The organism is Candidatus Gullanella endobia (assembly GCF_900048035.1).
In the GTDB taxonomy this organism is placed as follows: Bacteria; Pseudomonadota; Gammaproteobacteria; order Enterobacterales; family Enterobacteriaceae; genus Gullanella; species Gullanella endobia.
The window spans coordinates 115,619-135,986 of record NZ_LN999832.1 but is presented as its reverse complement, the minus strand read 5'-3'; the positions used below and the strand labels follow the sequence as shown (position 1 = coordinate 135,986).

At 28.6% G+C, this 20,368-nt stretch carries 8 protein-coding genes and 1 tRNA gene; 3 read left to right on the top strand and 6 right to left on the bottom strand.

Annotated elements, in window-relative coordinates:
• Positions 1–467 precede the first annotated feature (467 nt).
• Positions 468–1,217, bottom strand: a complete 750-nt coding sequence (dnaQ, locus tag FVIR_RS00370; protein WP_067497484.1) for a DNA polymerase III subunit epsilon — start codon at positions 1,215–1,217, stop codon at positions 468–470.
• Between the two features lie 56 nt (positions 1,218–1,273).
• Here dnaQ and rnhA point away from each other — a divergent pair, with 56 nt between their 5' ends.
• Positions 1,274–1,741 (top strand): ribonuclease HI, encoded by a 468-nt coding sequence (gene rnhA / locus FVIR_RS00365; RefSeq protein WP_067497481.1) that lies wholly within the window; start codon positions 1,274–1,276, stop codon positions 1,739–1,741.
• A gap of 604 nt (positions 1,742–2,345) precedes the next feature.
• Positions 2,346–3,119 carry a hydroxyacylglutathione hydrolase gene (gene gloB, locus FVIR_RS00360; RefSeq protein ID WP_067497478.1) on the top strand — a complete coding sequence of 258 codons (774 nt, stop codon included), beginning with the start codon at positions 2,346–2,348 and terminating at the stop codon, positions 3,117–3,119.
• Between the two features lie 710 nt (positions 3,120–3,829).
• On the opposite strand, the gene FVIR_RS00355 is transcribed toward gloB, so the two are convergent.
• A tRNA-Asp gene (locus FVIR_RS00355) sits at positions 3,830–3,906 on the bottom strand.
• A gap of 3,034 nt (positions 3,907–6,940) precedes the next feature.
• Between FVIR_RS00355 and FVIR_RS00350 the strand changes: the two genes are divergently transcribed.
• Positions 6,941–8,665, top strand: coding sequence for a proline--tRNA ligase (locus FVIR_RS00350; RefSeq protein WP_067497475.1), 1,725 nt, complete (start codon positions 6,941–6,943; stop codon positions 8,663–8,665).
• A 2,727-nt stretch (positions 8,666–11,392) separates the two neighbouring features.
• Here FVIR_RS00350 and tilS read toward each other — a convergent pair.
• The 4 genes from tilS to lpxB all read right to left on the bottom strand — a co-directional run bounded on the left by tilS (position 11,393) and on the right by lpxB (position 20,367).
• Positions 11,393–12,925: a tRNA lysidine(34) synthetase TilS gene (tilS, locus tag FVIR_RS00345; RefSeq protein ID WP_067497472.1), complete on the bottom strand. Its 1,533-nt coding sequence runs from the start codon at positions 12,923–12,925 to the stop codon at positions 11,393–11,395.
• 1,417 nt (positions 12,926–14,342) lie between these two features.
• Positions 14,343–15,302, bottom strand: coding sequence for an acetyl-CoA carboxylase carboxyl transferase subunit alpha (gene accA, locus FVIR_RS00340; protein ID WP_067497469.1), 960 nt, complete (start codon positions 15,300–15,302; stop codon positions 14,343–14,345).
• Between the two features lie 12 nt (positions 15,303–15,314).
• A complete protein-coding gene (gene dnaE, locus FVIR_RS00335) occupies positions 15,315–18,797 on the bottom strand; it encodes a DNA polymerase III subunit alpha (protein ID WP_067497466.1) in 3,483 nt (1,160 codons plus the stop codon).
• Positions 18,798–19,218: 421 nt separating this feature from the next.
• Positions 19,219–20,367: a lipid-A-disaccharide synthase gene (gene lpxB, locus FVIR_RS00330; RefSeq protein WP_067497463.1), complete on the bottom strand. Its 1,149-nt coding sequence runs from the start codon at positions 20,365–20,367 to the stop codon at positions 19,219–19,221.
• Position 20,368: the final 1 nt, after the last annotated feature.

The following is a 20,368-nucleotide window of genomic DNA, read 5'->3' as shown; positions in this document are numbered from 1 at the left end:
CTTTTCTATATACTATACAAACAAAACCAGAAGGTTTTAATAAAAAATGTATTTTATATTAGCAATAACTAATCTATTTCTAATAGAAAGGGACAATAAAACTATATGATCAAATATATAATACTACTTTATATATACTATCCTAAACAATGTTTATCTTTATGATGTATTAATCTAAAAAAATTAATCATAGAAATAATATTAGAATGTTAGTATTATTTGAATAATTACTTAATATAATAGAAATTCTCTACCTAATCTATTTTCTTTTTAATAAAATAAAACTATAAATAAAAGAGTTGATTGTTTAATTAATTAAATTACTTCAACTCTGTTTTTATTTTAAAAATTAAACAAATACTAACATTAATGTCATTTATAAAAATGATTTTATTTATCCGGAAATTATTTTCAATAAAATTCAATATCCTATATTTATTTCGCTATAAGAGAATAATTTATTTTCTTTATTTAGATTTTTCCGATCGCCATATACAGATACCACCGTTCTTTTGAAGAAAATCTAAATACTGCTCATGGTCTATCACTTCCTCTTTGCTAGCAAAGAGGACTTTAATCATTTTTTTATCGCGCTTCACCCGTCTAATTTTTACAATTTCGCCTATGCTATGTTGCTCTTGTTCATTTTCTATTGAAAAATTTATTGCAGTCTGACCACCAGTCATCAACAGAAAAACATCTGCTAGAATTTCAGCATCAAGTAATGCGCCATGATGGTTACGTTTGCTATTGTCGATCAAGTATCGATCGCATAATGCGTCTAGGCTATTACGTTTACCCGGAAATATTTTTCGTGCCAGAAGTAAACTATCCGTTACTTTACAAAAAGTGTTTATCTTTTCGATGTTACGGTTTAACATGCTAAATTCGTAATCTATAAAACCAATATCAAATGGAGCATTATGAATAATCAATTCTCCGCCACAGATAAAATGTAGAAATTCATCAGCTATTTCGGAAAATGTCGGCTTATCTGTCAAAAAATCATCTTTAATGCCATGCACATTAAATGCTTCGAGATCAATTTGTCTGTTTGGTTTTAAATAAACATGAAAATATCGACCTGTTAAGCGGCGATTGATAATTTCTACTGCACCGATTTCGATAATCCGGTGTCCTTCATAGTGGGCACCTGATTTGTTTATTCCTGTAGTTTCTGTATCTAAAACAATTTGTCGTATAATATCAGTACTCATAATATTTATTTATATCGGATTTTTTATCTTTTTGATATGGAGAAAATTTACCAGAGATGGAAAAACAGGTTGCAATTTTTACTGATGGTTCATGTTTAGGTAATCCCGGTCCTGGCGGCTATGGTACTATACTACGTTATAAACATCATGAAAAAATCTTTAGTTTAGGTTATTATCTAACTACTAATAATCGGATGGAACTAATAGCGGCGATTGTAGCATTAGAAGCTTTAACAGATTCTTGTGAATTGGTTATAAGTACTGATAGTCAGTATGTTCGACAAGGAATTACTGAATGGATACACAATTGGAAAAAGCAGGGTTGGAAAACTATAGATAATAAACCTTTAAAAAACATAGATTTATGGAAACGATTAGACATAGCTATTCAGCCTCATAGACTTCATTGGAATTGGGTAAAAGGTCATTCAGGTCACCCAGAAAACGAACGTTGCGATGAATTAGCACGTATTTCTGCCAGCCATCCGACATTAGAGGATCTTGGTTATCTTATGAAGATGTAAACTAGAGATAATTTAATAGATAAAATTAATTTATTTTTGTGTAATAGATACAAAACCATTAGGAATTATGGATAACATTAACTCTTAATTTTTAAGAAAATATTAAATTCTTTATTAATATTAGATTAAAAAGAAATGTATATTATTACATAGCAAACATACTAAAGTAATTAATATCTGAAATATAGATGATAAGTAGTTTTTCACTAGAAAAATCAAGGCAATACTAAAAATACATACAGCATAAAATTTTAAAATTAAATAGTATAAATTAATCTAATAATTACCTCATATGTAAAATAGTTATTAGATTGTATTAAATAAGATTAAGTAGATTTTGTTTAAAAGACTGACTGACAAAAATAAAGTAAAATTATCTGATTAATAGTATTTAGATCTGTATTCAACGTATTAATTTTTAAGCAGATAAAAACTAAATAGTTTTGCTATCAGACTTTCAAGTTTTGCTTTAGCGTCTAACGATAATAATCGTTATAAGAAATATTATTTTATGAAATCAACTCTTTAGTAACCGTTTTTATTTTTTATTAATTTTATGTTAATCTGTTTTCTAAATTTCATAGAAAGATAATTAATTTAATAAATGTATCTTATTAGTATTCCTGCATTAGTAGATAATTATATTTGGATTTTATACAATAAAAATAGGCAATGTTTGATAGTCGATCCAAGTGAAGCAGCACCGGTTTTAAAGGTACTAACCGACTACCAATTGACACCTGTCGCTATTTTATTAACTCACCATCATCAAGATCATGTAGATGGAGTTGCTAGATTATTACAAAATTTCCAAATACCAATCTATGGTCCAGAAGAAACTCGTTCAAAAGGAGCAACACATATAGTTAGTGAAAACGATAGTCTAATATTGCTTAATTACTACTTCAGTATAATAACATTACCTGGTCATACACTTGGACATATTGGATTTTATAGCGCACCTTGGTTTTTTTGTGGAGACACAGTTTTTTCCGCAGGTTGTGGCCGCCTATTTGAGGGTACACCTGAACAAATGTATAAATCTTTTCAGAAGATTAATCAATTTCCATCTAATACTATTATCTGTCCTGCCCATGAATATACTTTGAGTAATTTAAACTTTGCTACTTCTCTATTACCACAAGATAGTTTTATTATTGCTTACAAAAATAAAATTAAAAAGTTACGGTTAAAAAATAAATCTAGCCTACCAACAAAACTAAGTTTAGAACGAAAAATTAATCTTTTTTTTCGCTGTCATGATATTACTTTGAAAAATACATTAAATCTTTATCCACCTCCAGGCGAGGAATGGCATATTTTTTCTATATTAAGAAAGAAAAGAAATTTTTTTAAAAATTATGATCTTTATGCTTAAACTTTAAAATATCACTGTCTTTTTTTTGAAAGGAAAACTATAGATTATAGATCTGTATTGATATTTTTGCTCTAGCATAGAGTAATCTCGAAGAGATTAAACTTAAATTTGATTAAAAAGATCATAGCATGAAGCTACATTGATTCGCACTAAAGTTTTATAAGCATTTATCTCTTCTTATTATTTTGTATATAATAATAAGTTCTTAATAGCAGTCTGCTTTCACGTATGAGGTAGTAATATAGAATTAAGTCACAGATAAAGTTATTATTTAGATAAGTATTATAAAAAAGATGAATCTTTAATTAGCTATTAAATGCTAAAAATATAATAGCTAATTAAACTAATTCAAGAGCAGCTTGCACTTCTTTTAGCAGAATCAGTTCTAGAGTTTTAATAAGTTCTTTTTATAATTGATGGCTAATATTGCTCTTTTATTTAAAAGTATTATACTGCTTACATTATTGAGTTTTTTACTTCTTTATTAAAAGATTAAATTCAATTCTCTGTTGTTTTTATTTTTAACTACCTCTCAAAATTGCATTATTATAAGCTCTTAATTAATAAGAGATTCAATAAGTTATAAAGTATATTATATAAGCTTGTTTATTATTCCTTGAGATAGTAAACATAGTTAATTTTTTTATTATTTTTATAATAAAAAATAATAAAAATAAATATTTAAATATTAGTGAAAAATTTAACTAAAGTGGCGGTGCGGACGGGATTCGAACCCGCGACCCCCGGCGTGACAGGCCGATATTCTAACCGACTGAACTACCGCACCATAGAAATATTATATAAATCAAACTAATACAAGTTAATTTGATCGATTTTTATTTATCTATATCTATATCAATCATCTTTGAATTTACTATAGAAATAGTATAAATGATAATAGAAATTATTATAGAGAATTTCTCTGAAATAGCAAGGAAATATTTTTATTTTTAAGTAACTAATTAATATTAATTATATATCTTTTTAACGTTGTTTAACGTCAGCTTGAAATACAAAAAACTATTAACAACAAATCTATTAACGAGCTATCTTTCGAAATTAGCATTTTCACTTTTGCTAATATTTATATGTTAATCTTTACAATCTGAGTTGGTAATGTATTGACCATTTTAGTGCTTCTCATGTAGAAATAAATATTTTGATATACAAGTTTCGCTTCACATTTAGTAATATCTTTTTTTAGTTTTTGCTAGTTGTATTCCGAGATAAGATTTTAACTAAAATCTATAAATAATAAAATAAAATAGATATCATTTAAATTAACAGTACGATCTGTTGATAATAAATCTATCTAATAGAATTAGATAGATTTATTATCTGTTTCTAAATAATTAGAAGCTAGTTTAGATTGATGAGTAATTATTTTCATAGAAAATTTTAATTTTTTCTTAGTTATTATAAGGCTTCTATGATATAGAAATTACATAAAACTATGCTATAAAAACCAATAATTATTAATTATCTATATTTTTATATTTTAACAATAAGAAATCTCATAAGATTGAAATATATTTATTTCAATATTGATTTATATTAGGTTCTAATGTATATATAAAATATAAAATTTATGTAAATATAATAATGATATTACATTAATTAAATTTTAAGATGGGCATATAGACAATTAATGAAATCTATATTAACTTTTTATTTGTTCTTCAGCTATGTCGATTAGATTTTCAATATCATTAATATATCTTATTTATGAAAAATAAGTTACTGTAGTAATCTACTGTAGTAACCCATATCTATTAACAATAGTTATTAATAATACTAATTTTTTCGAATTTAGCTGATCAGAGATCAATATTTGCTATTGAATTTATATTCAACTACAATATTCAAATTTATTTTCTTCGAAAATGGTAGAGTAATATTATATTGTTATTAAAACTCAACAATGTAATTGAAGCTATATTACCCATCAGATTATTGAATTATTAAAATTGATATAACTAAAGGTTAAAGTAGATAATTAACTAAAAAATCTTATAGCGCCCAAAATAAATCGTATTGAATAATACATTAGCTAAAAACTCTAAATTACTATTATAGAATAGTAGCTAACGGCATATTTTAAATATAATACAATCTATTATATTTTATATTATTGAAATATCCAAAAATATTTTCCTTTAAATGTATTATTTATTACTAATATAACAAATATTATAAGATAAAATAGTGATTGAATCCTAATCCTTATCAAGGAATTTTTTATTAAAAATAAAATAACAAAAATAAAATATTTTTTTGATCTATAAAGATTACTATCGAAAATCTTCATATTTTGTTTATATCAAAATAAAAAAAATAAAATACATTATATATTACTTTAATTAGTACCTATATTAAGAAATATCAGATAAAAGTAAAAATGGTTTATTAATATCTTATAAAATAATTCTAATATTTTATTGAAAAGTATAATTAACTTTGATCACGATATTTATATCATATTTTATTTTTGTTATTAACTTATGTATTAGTATATTACTTTGTATTAATTAACCTGATTATATTATCAATGATACTAAACTTCGTAGTTCAATATCAAAGTTAATAAAAGTATTTTATTTAATATTGTTTATTATTATTCTAGTTTTAGTAAACTATTTGCTCGTATTATTTTAATGATTCAATCAATTTTAATAGCATAATTTTATCGTTAATAATAAGTATTGCTATTTTTATTAGCTATCTGCTTAAAAAGCATTTTTGGAACCTATTCAAGTTAATTAAAATATTATAAAAGATCAGCGATAAATTATTTTTTAAATCTTTAATAAAGTACTGATATAAAAAATTATGCGGGACTAATTTACATTAGGATTGTAATATTTATTACAATAATATATTAATAGTATTTGTTATTAGACTTATAAAATCTGACAAGATAAAAATACATTAGCATATAATAAAACTATATTAATTATACAATACTATTATTAAGAACAGTATTTTCGGTATTTTATATATATCTAATAAAATTCAGTAGTGTTTGTCTTATATCTATTAATGTTCATTAACAATAATACTGATAAGACCTTATAAAATCTTTATGTGACAGAGTATCAAAACTACTATCTAAATAATTTAGTATTAATAAGGGATATCTTTTCAATATAAAATTCTAGAAAAATGTTGGATATAATAACCTAGATGTAAAACTAGTTATTTTTTATTAATTAATATAAAAAATATCAACACAAAATAGTTAATTACTAATTATTAAAATTATCTATTATTAAGCATACTTTAATCTTATCATTAATAAAATTTTTCTAAATCAATTAGGGATTAATTTTATGTAGTATTAATTATTTTTATGTACTATTATCTTATAATAATAGCAGAATCGATTTAGATCTTATGAATTTCATATATTTTTCTGTTCTTTATTATAAAATATCATTAGACGACTATATATAGATTATATAGATTATTTTTTCTCTTTAAAAGCATAGACTATATCGCTAAACTACTTATCAATATTAATTGATATTAGCGTTGAAATAATAATTTAAAATTACTGAATTTTGATATCTACTAGCGTAGTAGTATCTAATCTTAAGTTATAATTAAAATAATTGATATTTTATATTAAATACTAAACGTAATGTCGATGACTTAAAAAGATCAAAAATAAGCTAAATATTGACAGTATTTTCAAGATAGCATAGCAAATATCCTATCGTTTTTGCTATAGACAAGTACTGATAGAGTATAGTATTTTAATATTTTTTGATTTCTTTCTAAAGGAGTATCGATACTAATCACTTTTATGGAACTTAACTAATATGCGTACTAGCCAATATTTACTCTCAACCCTCAAAGAAATCCCTACTGATGCGGAAATAATTAGTCATCAGTTAATGCTGCGAGCTGGAATGATTCGTAAGTTAGCATCCGGTCTTTACAATTGGCTACCAACCGGTTTACGTGTATTGCATAGAATAGAAAATATCGTGCGTGAAGAGATGAATAATGTTGGTGCTATTGAAGTGTCAATGCCGATAGTACAACCAGCGAATCTATGGAAAGAAAGTGGACGCTGTGCACAATATGGTCCGGAGCTACTATTATTTACCGATCGAAGCGAACGACTATTTGTTTTAGGTCCAACGCATGAAGAGGTAATAACTGACCTTATTCGAAATGAAGTTACGTCCTATAAAAAACTACCTCTAAATATCTATCAAATCCAAACTAAATTCCGTGATGAAATACGTCCACGTTTCGGTGTTATTCGTTCGCGAGAATTTGTTATGAAAGACGGTTATTCTTTCCATACTAACCAAACTTCGTTACAAGAAACCTATGATACTATGTATCGGGCTTATAGTACTATTTTTACTCGTATGGAACTAGAATTTCATGTAGTTCAAGCAGATAATGGCTCTATTGGTGGTAGTGCATCACATGAATTTCAAGTACTAGCCAGTAGCGGTGAAGATGATATTGTTTTATCAACAGTATCTGATTACGCTGCTAATATTGAACTAGCTGAAGCGATATCATCGGAAACTTCACGTGCTATACCAAGTGAAGATATACGACTTGTCGATACTTCTAATATTTTTACTATTGCTGAACTAACAGCACAATTTTCTCTCCCTATAGAAAAAATTGTTAAGACATTTCTAGTGTATGCAAACGAAAATACTGGATATCCTTTGATAGCCCTGATAATTCGCGGTGATCATCAACTTAATTACCTAAAAGCTGAAAAGTTGCCACAGGTTTCTACCCCACTAACATTTGCTAGCGAAGAAGAAATTCTCTTTTCAGTAGGCGTTAGTCCCAATTCGCTTGGACCTATCAATTTGCCATTTCCATTAATTATTGATCGCAGCGTAGGAGTGATGAGTGATTTTGTTGCTGGTTCTAATTCCGAAGGAAAACATTTTTTTGGAATTAATTGGGATCGAGATTTGCCTCTTCCGCAGATAGCTGACCTTCGTAAGGTTGTTAATGGTGATATTAGTCCAGACGGTAATGGTATACTACACATAAAGCATGGTATTGAAGTTGGTCATATTTTTCAGTTAGGTACTAAATATTCAGAAATGATGAAAGCTACTGTTCAAGGAGAAGATGGTCATAATAAAACTCTGATGATGGGTTGTTATGGGATTGGTATTACTCGCATAGTAGCAGCTGTTATTGAACAAAACCATGATAAGAGAGGTATTTTATGGCCCGAGTCTATAGCACCTTTTAATGCAGTAATTTTGCCTATAAATATGCATAAATCCTTACGGGTAAAGGAGATATCAGAAAATCTCTATCACCAGTTACAAGAACGTGGCATTGACGTTTTATTTGATGACAGAAGAGAACGTTCAGGTATTATGTTTTCTGATATGGATCTCATCGGTATACCGCATCAATTAATAATAAGTGATCGCAATCTAAATAAAGAAGAGATCGAAGAGAAAAATCGGCGTAGCGGTGAGAAAAAGATGATTAAATTAAACGCCATTGTTGATTATTTAGCAAATAAAATTATAGAAAAAAAGTAAAATTTGCATTGAATATTCCTATATGTTACTCTATATATTATAGATAATATATTATAATTTAATAGTTTAATATAAAAACCTAAACTATTATTAGTCAGTTATATGAATATAATGTTTCTAATTTGAATCAGATAGTCAGGATTTAGTATAAATAAGATTCTTATTAAAAAAAGATCTATTTATAGTTTCTATTAAAATAATCTTGTAGTAAGTTTTGCCATATAAAGATGATTTAGATGTTTTTATAAAAATCAAATTTCTGTTCTAGTAAAATCTTTAAAAATTTTATTTCCAATAAAAGAAGAATAATATTACTGTTGTATTTCACCACAACTGAAATGACAAAAATTTAAGATAAATTAGATATGTTTCTTCCTGTATTTTTTAAAAAATTGAGATAACATCTAGATATCAGGATAGTATATTTAGTAGAAAGTCATTATTCATCAGTATTTATTAAAAATACATTCAATCTTATTGAACATTAGTTTATAGGATAAAATCAAAATCTTTAATAGCTTTTATTATCTTTGTAATTATAAATATTGAAGGTTACTAATAAATGATTTATTTTAATCAACATGATAAATCGATAAAATTATTTCTAAAATATAAAAATATTATTATTAATAATGTATTTTTAAAAGAACAAGATACCGAGAAATATACTCTATTTAATATGCTTTTAAAATATTTTACATTATAAAAATAAGGAAAATATTAATAAGTTATAATTATGTTTAATATGAGTTAAAGATCTTTATTTTATAATATTTACAATAGTTTTTTCAGAATAGATCTTTAATACAAAAGATATTATACTTTTTTTAATATATTATTTTTTAATATTTGTAATGTACTATATTACTGAAAATTATAATTTATTATAAGTTTAGATAAGGTAAATTACATTTATAAATATGAAAATTTTATAAAATTAATATCTTTACTTTAGTTAACAGATCATAATTAATTTTTAACATATAATTCTATCATCTATTATCTAATAATTTTACTACTATAAAATAGTAGCTATTTAACTTGTATTTATAACAAATACATAATTTTATATGAGAAATTAATTCTATAAATTAAATATCGTTAATATATAATTAGAAAAAATCTCTGAGCATATTTCTAAATATAGAAATATCGTACTTTCTAGTATTAGAATCTAATAATTTATATTTTCATCAATATAAATTAGATATAAACTAATAAATAAAATTTTCAATGCTAAAAATTAAAATTATCATTTTGTTTTTATTTAGATCTCTTAACTATTTTGTTTCCATATTTATTTATTTTAAATAAATATTTCTTTACAAATTGTACATTTTTCTTAATAAAAGTAACTATTTATTAAAACTAAAAACTAAAAATATGAATTTTTAGTTTTTAGTTTTAATATATTATATATAATAATTGTAAGATTTAACTAGAACTACTATTAATAATTGTAATGATATATTGATGAAATATTAGTGAAAATTATATTCATTATTCCTAATTTCTATTATTAAAATTTGAGAAATATTGATAGTGATAGTACTATATTTAAATAATAAAAACCAATAAATTTATATTCTAATTTAATTTTTTGATTATAAGAGATCAAAAAAATATATAAAATTAATTTTTAATTCTTTCCCTGAGAAGGGAATTATATTAATATATCAATATTATATTTTAATTTAAATTTTTTAATAAACAGATAACTAAGATGTTAAAAATTGTTTATTTATTTCATATTAAATATGAATTAATTATGAATTAATTATGAATTAATTTTTAGCTTAAATTTTAAGTATTGATAATATATTTATTATTCTATATTTTCTAAAATAGAAATATATATATTCTATATAAACACATAAAATTTTTATTAAAAAATAAATATCACTTAATAATATTAAGTGAAGTTAATAAATATTTTAATTTAAATTTAATCGAACTTTTATAGAATATATCAGTATATCCATTAAAATATACGGTTATCATAATATAGTTTTGATTACTAAAAAATATATTCGATACAAAACCATAAATAATAGCTAATATTCACTAAATTATATTAATAGTTTTATATTAGTTACTTTTTCTATTAAAGTTAAAATTACGAAATAAAATCAGATCATATCCTTTTAAAGGAATGGTAATACTAAAAATAATCTAAAATCAAAATAATAATGCTATTATTATTTTAATATTTTTACTAAATTTTCCGTCAAATAGAAAATACTATACGTTAATAGAAACAGAAAAATATCAAATTGCTTAATTGATATAACAAAAATCAGTACTGTTTGTAAATTTTACATTATAAATACAATAACATACTATATTAAAAGTGTTATCGCGTTAAGTTTTTTAATTATTAATACTAAGGAATAAATAGTATGTGTCCATTATACAAATATAGACAAACTATTGTAAGCATAAAGAAATAATATAAGCTTATTATTTTAATAATTACAATAATATCAAAATTATTTATGTGTAGCATTAGGTAGTAAATATTACTAAATATAATATGAAAATAGTAATCGACGTAGCACATGAAATATTATAAAAATTATTTCTGAATATCTGCTAATAGATTAATTAGGTTTTGATAAATAAATCTAGTTTAATTAGATTACTAACAAGATTAGATTATTAAACATTTCTTTATTTAAATAATATTACACTAAGTAATATTATTCTATTAAGATAGCTGTCATGTAATTACTGTTCTGATGTCAAAAAAAGATGCCATTGAGTATAATTTTCACGAACTTTGCCTTCTAAAGTCACGAAAACTCCAAGTGCTGCAATAAGTTTATCATTATAAAATAACAGCGGAGTATATTTTCGACGCCATGGTGGAATATTTAGCTCTTGCCAGATTTTTTTCAATTTTCGACCGCGACTCCGTCCTACAATATATAATAGACCATGAACGGGACAAAAACGCACTGAGACTTGTTCATCAGATGAAGGCGCTCTTACAACAGTGAGCTTAAAAGCTGTACTGTTGTTACAATTAATAATATTATAATGGTTATTGTTAATCTCAATATTAATATTAATAACATGATCAATAGATGAGAAAAAACTTGTATTATTTTTTTGTAACTCTCCTTTTATTACCGAAATGCATGATTTTTCCGGTAATAAACTACTGAGGTCAAATTGACGTCGGTATAACTTTCCAAGCCCACTAGGTAATGCTAAGTATTCACTTTCTTTTGGCCAAGGAAAGTAAATTTGCTTATCTTTAAATGAAGGTAAACGTGACACAACGTAAAGGCAATCTCGAAAACGCATAATAAGCCGGTTATCAAGATTAAATTGTGCAATAGCATCACGTCGGCTTAGTGCTACTTCTTTCCATAAGTGTATCAGTTGTACCCGTTTTGGCATCTTTACACCAAGATTAGCTAGCCAACGACGCAATAAAGCCGATCGCTTATTTTCGTTCATCGTCTTTAATGTCGTTAATCGTAATGATCCATCTGGTGCAATGATACTAGCTAGTGTTTCCTCTAATAGCTTATCAATAAGCTGTTCTTGTTCAGCACAAAGTTGCGCGCTGCGTGCTACGGTTTTGATAAATTTTGGCCAACGTTGACATAAAGGTGGCAAAATACATAGACGTAAAAAATTGCGATCAAAACGCAAATCAGTATTACTATCATCTTCAATCCAGTGAAGATGTTGCGTTTTAGCATATAACTCTAACTCTTCTCGATTAAAATCTAGCAATGGCCGAACTAGACGATGTCCTAAATACGATAAGTCAGCTGCCATAGCCGATAAACCAGCCGGACCACTACCGCGTTTCAGTGCTAGTAATAATGTTTCTGCTTGATCGTTCTGATGGTGTGCAGTAAGCAAAACTTCATTATATGATAATGCTTTTTCAAGTGCTTGATAACGCACACTGCGTGCTGCAGCTTCAATACCATTTGATGTTATATTGACAGCTGCATGCTTTATAGTAAAAGCAATTCCGCGTCGAAGACATTCCTTCTTACAATGCGAAGCCCACTCATCTGCATATCGACTCAAGGCGTGATGGACGTAAATTGCCCTTAAAATTGGTTTTCTATCACTATTGTTAAGATTATTGTCTTCGTATAGTACAGAGAGAATATCTAGCAATACCATAGAATCCATACCGCCACTTAATGCAAGCAACAGAGCACGATAAGGTGAAACACGAGTAGAGACGTGACGACGCATCGCTTTTACTCGCTCAACGATATTAAATTTCATATAATTTTATCAAAAAATTAATTTTAATTTAATCGAATCAAGATAATTAATAAATATTTTACTAAGTTTTATATGTGAATATAAAAATAGAAATTGAAATATTTTATATAAGTTTATCAAGTATATTATGCATTAATAAATTAATTTTATACGCAGAAAATTTTTTCAAAACGTACAATAATATTATTGCTTTATTTTTATCAATTTCTATTAACATAGATATTAAATAGAAATAGTAGATTATAACATCTAGCTTTCTCTACTATGATATTTACTTGTAGAGAAATTTAAAAAATAAGATCAAAATTGTATCTATTGCTATATTCACGGATTTTTTATGCTAACTTAAAGATGATTACTTTAATAAGATTAAGATAAATATATCCGATGTTATTATTGCAATAATTATTTCCGATATATCTAATTCTGCCTATCAGGTAGGAAACTATGTCTTCAATAATTCAAATTTATTAAATTTTAGAAAAAAAATCTTCTAGCGTTTAACGTAAAAGTATATATCTTATTAGGAATATATATCATAGTGTAATGAATGTTAGATAAATAGCTTCCTTTTTTTTTAATATAAACTATTGATATTATTATTTTAATAAAATTATAGCATCATAAATTTTTTAAGGTAATTATATATTATATATGCTTAATCAAGCATTCATGTGTTTTAATTTAAGTTAATATATTTTACTAAAGTTTGTTAGAATATCTATAAAAACAGTTAAAATCTTAAGATTATTTATATATAAAATAACTTTATTAATATTTTATTTTTAATATTATTTAATTATAATAGTTATAATAAAAATTATTACATAGCATAAAATCAAAGTTTTAATAAAAATATTTATAGATCAAACTGATAATTACTATATACACAACGGATAACCTATCTACTAAATAACCGCCACTTTTCTATAAAACTTTCACTACTAAAATTTAAATTTTTTAGAGTAGTATCAATAATATCATAGATGTTTTGTCTTTTTATCAGATAAATCAGTATAAAATTTTTTATTATTAGTAACTACATTAATAGCTTATAATAGTTTTTATTAGAAAATGTTTACTTTCAGTGAAAGTATCCATATTTTCCTAATTTTATTAGGAATAGAAGTATTATTGATTGATATTGATAAGATAAAACAACATTTTTTACCTGGTCTTTAATTAAAACATAGAAATTAATAGATCTTTTAGCTTTTTCACTTAAAATACTGTATTGAAAAGAAAGATTATTTTTATTTTTCAGTTTTACGAAAAATTTTTAATATTATAACTTGAAATTATCTAATATATCTTAGATTTAGACCTAAAAATAACAAAGTATCCAACAGGTAAAAGAACAAGAAGTGGCTAAATAATACTAAATTCTCTGATTATTATATGTAATAGTGCTAATTATTTAGCAATAGCCATAATTCATTAGACGGTGATATCGACGGTTCAGCAATTCTTTTTTATTTAAGTTATCAAGCTCAGATAAATCATTGAGCAGTTGTGCTTTTAGTGAGGCAGCAATCATTGGTACGTCGCGATGGGCGCCACCTAATGGTTCAGGTATGATAGTATCAATAAGCTCTAGTTCTTTTAAACGTGAAGCAATAATACCCATCGCTTCAGCGGCAATAGGGGCTTTATCTACATTTTTCCATAAAATAGACGCGCAACCTTCAGGTGAGATTACTGAATAAGTGCTATATTGTAGCATATTGATTTTATCGCCTACACCAATCGCTAATGCTCCACCAGAGCCACCCTCGCCAATTACAGTGCAAATCACCGGTACACGTAAACCTGACATTTCACGTAAATTCTTTGCAATAGCTTCTGCTTGACCACGCTCTTCAGCGCCAACTCCTGGATAAGCACCTGGTGTATCAATGAATGTAAGTAGTGGTAGATTGAAACGATCTGCCATCTCCATTAGTCTCAGCGCCTTGCGATAACCTTCTGGTGCTGGCATACCGAAGTTACGGCGTATTTTCTCTTTGGTTTCACGTCCTTTTTGATGGCCAATAACCATAAGTGGTCGTGAATCTAGACGCGCGATACCACCGATGATAGCTTTATCATCAGCATAGGCACGATCACCTGCCAGTTCGTCAAAATCAGTAAAAATATAGCGAACATAATCTAGCATATATGGACGCATTGGATGCCGTGCTAGTTTAGCGATTTGCCATGCCCCTAAGTTAGAGAATATTTTTTCTGTTAGTTCTAAGCTTTTTTCACGCAAGCACCGTACTTCTTTATCTAGATTAATATCAAATCTTTCATCTTGACAACTAATTGTAGTTAGTGAATCAATTTTCGCTTCCAGATCTGCAATCGGTTTCTCAAAATCAAGAAAATTCAAATTTATAGTACTCCTATATCAATCAAATTCTAATTCTACCTTTTCATTTCCAATAAGTGTTCTCAAGTCATTCAATAAACGATTAGTTGGCGTTACTTTCCAAGTTTCGCCAAATCGCAGTCGTGCACGCGCATCTTGACGTTGGTAATAAAGATATATTGGTATCGATCCAGATCGATACGGTTCTAACAATAAACGGAGACGCTTAATAAATTTATCATCGATTTGATTATCTCTCAATGAGATAGCAAGACTGCGCGCATATTTTTCACGTGCATCATTAATATCCATCAATTCACGAGCAATCATATTTAGACTACTGTTAAAATTATCAAAATTAATCTGTCCTTTAACGATGAGAATACGATCTTTTTCCAAAAGATACTGGTATTTTTCCAACGTATCCGTAAATAACATTACATCAAGACGACCGGAACGATCATCTAGTTTGCAAATTCCGATACGATGACCTCGCTTAGTAACTATCACTCGAGCTGATAATACTAGTCCAACTACAGTCACTATCTTACCGCACTCTGTAGAGTGTATATCGTTCAAGTGAACTCTGTTTGCATAGTGTTCAACTTCGCGCAAATACTGAGTAATTGGGTGATCAGTAAAGTAAAAACCAAGAGTTTCTCGCTCACCATCTAGTATTACCTGATTAGACCAGGGCGTTATAGTACTATAGGAAACGTCAACAGTTTCCCGTTCTTTTGCTAATACACCAAACATATCACCTTGACGAGCAATCTTAGCTTTATCTTGTTGATTAGCACTCTTAAGTGCATCACTAAGACTATTCATCATCGCAGCACGATGTGGTCCAATATTATCGAAAGCACCGGACATAATTAGTTTTTCCAGTACACGGCGATTAAGTTTTTTTATATCAGTGCGCGCGCATAGATCGAATAATTCACGAAAGTGTCCTTTCTGATTACGAGACTCTATAATTGCTTCGATAGGCCCTGCTCCAACTCCTTTAATAGCTCCAATACCGTAAACTATTTCACCATTTGAATTAACATGAAAATGGTACTGACTAGTGTTGATATCCGGCGGTAATACCTTTAAGCCCATACGTATAGATTCATCAACTAATCCTACAATTTTTTCAGTATTATCCATATCAGCAGTCATCACTGCTGCCATGAACTCAGCAGGATAATGGCTCTTTAGCCATAAAGTTTGATACGATACCAACGCATAGGCGGCAGAGTGAGATTTATTAAAGCCATATCCAGCGAATTTCTCTACTAGATCAAAGATCTTCATTGATAGTTCACCGTCGATACCGATATTTTCTGCGCCTAATTTAAATACTGAACGTTGTTTAACCATCTCTTCCAAATTTTTCTTTCCCATTGCACGACGAAGAATATCTGCACCACCAAGGGTGTATCCTGCTAATACTTGAGCTATCTGCATGACCTGTTCTTGATATAGAATAATACCATAAGTTGGTTCTAATACAGTTTTTAGCGATGCGTGTTGCCACTCAATATCGGGATAAGAGATGGCTTCACGCCCATGTTTTCGGTCGATAAAATTATCAACCATGCCTGATTGCAACGGCCCAGGTCGAAATAGAGCTACTAGAGCAATCATATCTTCGAAACAATCTGGTTGCAGACGCTTTATCAAATCCTTCATGCCGCGTGATTCTAATTGGAATACAGCAGTAGTTTCAGATCGTTGAAGCATATCAAAACTTTTTTTGTCATTCAGTGGAATAGTAGTTATATCAATAACTTTCAAACCTTGATGTATTCGTTTAGTGTTAATCATGTTTAGCGCTAAATTGATAATAGTTAGGGTACGCAAGCCAAGAAAGTCAAATTTAACTAAACCAGCGCATTCTATATCATTCTTATCAAATTGGGTCACCGGATAGTTACCTTCATTATCACAGTAAAGTGGTGAAAAATCGGTAATTTTTGTTGGTGCAATTACTACACCTCCAGCGTGTTTACCAGCATTTCGCGTGACTCCTTCAAGTTTATGTGCCATATCGATTAGTGTTTTTACCTCTTCGTCAGCATCATAAATAGTTTTCAATTTTGGTTCAGTAACGAGAGCTTTTTCCAACGTCATACCATGATCTGTAGGAATTAACTTAGAAATACGGTCTACAAAGCTATAAGGATATCCAAGCACTCGTCCAACATCACGGATCGCTGCTTTAGCTGCCATAGTATTAAATGTAATAATTTGAGAAACTGCATCACGACCATAGGTTTCTGTTACGTGCTCAATAACTAGATCGCGCTTTTCCATGCAGAAATCAATATCGAAGTCTGGCATTGATACACGTTCTGGATTTAAGAAACGTTCAAATAATAGATCAAATGCTAATGGATCAAGATCAGTGATATTTAATGCATAGGCTACAAGCGATCCTGCGCCAGATCCGCGACCTGGTCCAACTGGAATTCCATTATTCTTAGACCATTTAATAAACTCCATAACAATTAAAAAGTAATCTGGAAATCCCATCTGGTTTATTATCTGCAATTCACTAGTTAAGCGCTTATCATAAGCAAGTCGTTTTTCTTTCCGAAGATTTTCATCGCAGAATAGAAATTCTAACCGTTTTTCTAATCCTTTTTTTGCATATTTAACTAAATAATCTTCAGTAGATATTTTTCCGGTTGGAAAATGCGGTAGAAAATATTCTCTAAGCCGAATAGTAACGTTACAGCGTCGGGCGATTTCCACACTATTTGTTAGTGCTTCTGGAAGATCAACAAATAGGTCACACATCTCCTCTTCACTTCGCATATACTGCTGCGGATTATAATTTCGCGGCCGTTTAGTGTCATCTAGAGTAAAACCATCGTGAATTGCCACTCGAATTTCATGGGCATCGAAATCGTTTGAATTAGCAAAGCGTACGTCATTAGTGGCCACTATAGGAATATTTCGACGTGTTGCTAACTTAACCGCAGCATGAAGATAGTTTTCTTCATCTACCCGTCCGGTTCGGATAACTTCTAGATAATATCGATCTGGAAAATAACGTTCATAAAATGCCAGACACTGTTCTACATGCGAGATATTATTGCGCATTATTGATTTTCCAGTATCTCCTTTACGTGCTCCAGAGAGCAAAATTAGCCCTTCATTATGTTTAATAAGCCAATTACGATCAATTACAGGTCCAGAAGAACCGTATCCGCGTTTATAGGCATCGGAAATTAGTAGGATTAAATGTTGATAACCTATATTATTAGCTGCTAGAATAGTCAATTCTGCTAATTCGTCGCCAAGCACATTACTTTTCACAAAAAAATCTGCACCAATAATCGGTTTAATACCAGCAATACAAGCACTGTCATAAAATTTAACCAGCCCACATAAATTAGTGAAATCGGTAATAGCTATTGCCGGCATGTTGAGAGCTACAGTTTTTTTTATTAATAAACTGATCTTATTTAGTCCATCTATCATGGAATAATCACTATGTACACGAAGATGAATAAAGCGTGGTTCTGACATATATATGATATATTAAAAAGTTTTTTTGAGATTATTTTGATTGCCTAACAGTGATAGGTTTATTTTAACTCTAAAATTTAACTTAGACTAATGAAAAACTTTATTAAAGATGCACTATCGTATTATAAATGATCAATTATTTAAAATAAAAGGCAATTAGTGTTATTGTTTAGTTAAAACCATATTCGTAAAACTATAGATGTAACTGGAATAATTTCCACATCATAGCTTACTTTGTAATGATAAAATGATATTATATTTGATAATAGACTCTTATCTTTGCTATTGCTTTTTAAGACATGGCAACAGCGAATAAAATATCAGTCATCAGAATAAATCTATTACTACTTTTTATATTTATAAGTTTTCTACTTATGATTAATAAGGTTGTCATAGATTTTTTATTTTAAAAAGCTAATATTTAACGATTAATCAAGGCTATAACTGCACGCGCTGCCTGTTCGTCGGCGTTACAGCGAATCTGTTGATGTAATTGACGAAAAATAGTTAGTAATGCCGCGCGATGATCATCATCGTTAAGTAGTGGTACTATAGCTTCTGCTAGTATATCTGGTTGGCAAGCCTCTTGTAATAACTCCTTAACAAGTTCACGGCCGGCCAGTAAGTTGGGTAAGGATACCCACGGTATTTTAAGTAACCGCCGAGCTAGTGCAAATGTTAAAGGTTTCATACGATAACCTACTACCATAGGACACTTTGCTAACATACATTCAAGAGACGCAGTACCGGAAGCGATAAGAGCAGCATCAGCGGCAATCATAGCTTGGCTAGCTTGATTATTCAAAAGCCGTACCGGTAACGCTGGTGTCACCGACTCCTTAATATGTTTAAACTGTATCCGTCTAGCTTGATTAACTAATGGTATGATAATTTCAAGCCCTGGAAAACGTTTAGATAATAACTCAGCAGTGCGCAAAAAATCTTTGCTCAACATTGCTACTTCGCTTTTCCTACTACCTGGAAGTAAAGCTAAACAATATGTATTAGCAGCAATACCCAACGCTTGGCGCGCAGCAGCTTTATCTGGATCGAGAGGTATGGAATCCGCTAGAGTATGACCTATGAACTGACAGGGAATATTATAGCGGTCATAAAACGATTTTTCGAATGATAAAAAGGCTAATATATTATCTGTAGCTCGGCCTATCTTAAATACTCTATTTTGTCGCCATGCCCAGATAGAAGGGCTAACATAATGAATAGTACGGATACCACGCCGCTTCAGGCGGCGTTCCAGCGTAATCGTAAAATCTGGCACATCGATACCGACAAAGACATCGGGTTTTAGCGCAATAAAACGACGCGTCAAATCACGACGAATACGCAATAATCGTGGTAAACGTTCGAGTACTTCTATGATGCCCATCACTGCTAGCTCTTCCATATCATACCAGCTCTCCATTCCTTCTGCTTGCATACGTGGTCCAGCAATACCGACAAAGTGTACTTTTGGCAAATGTCTGCGAAGTGCACGTATTAATCCAGCTCCGAGAATATCTCCAGAAGCTTCGCCAGCTACTAGACCGATAGTGATTTGTCGTATTAACATA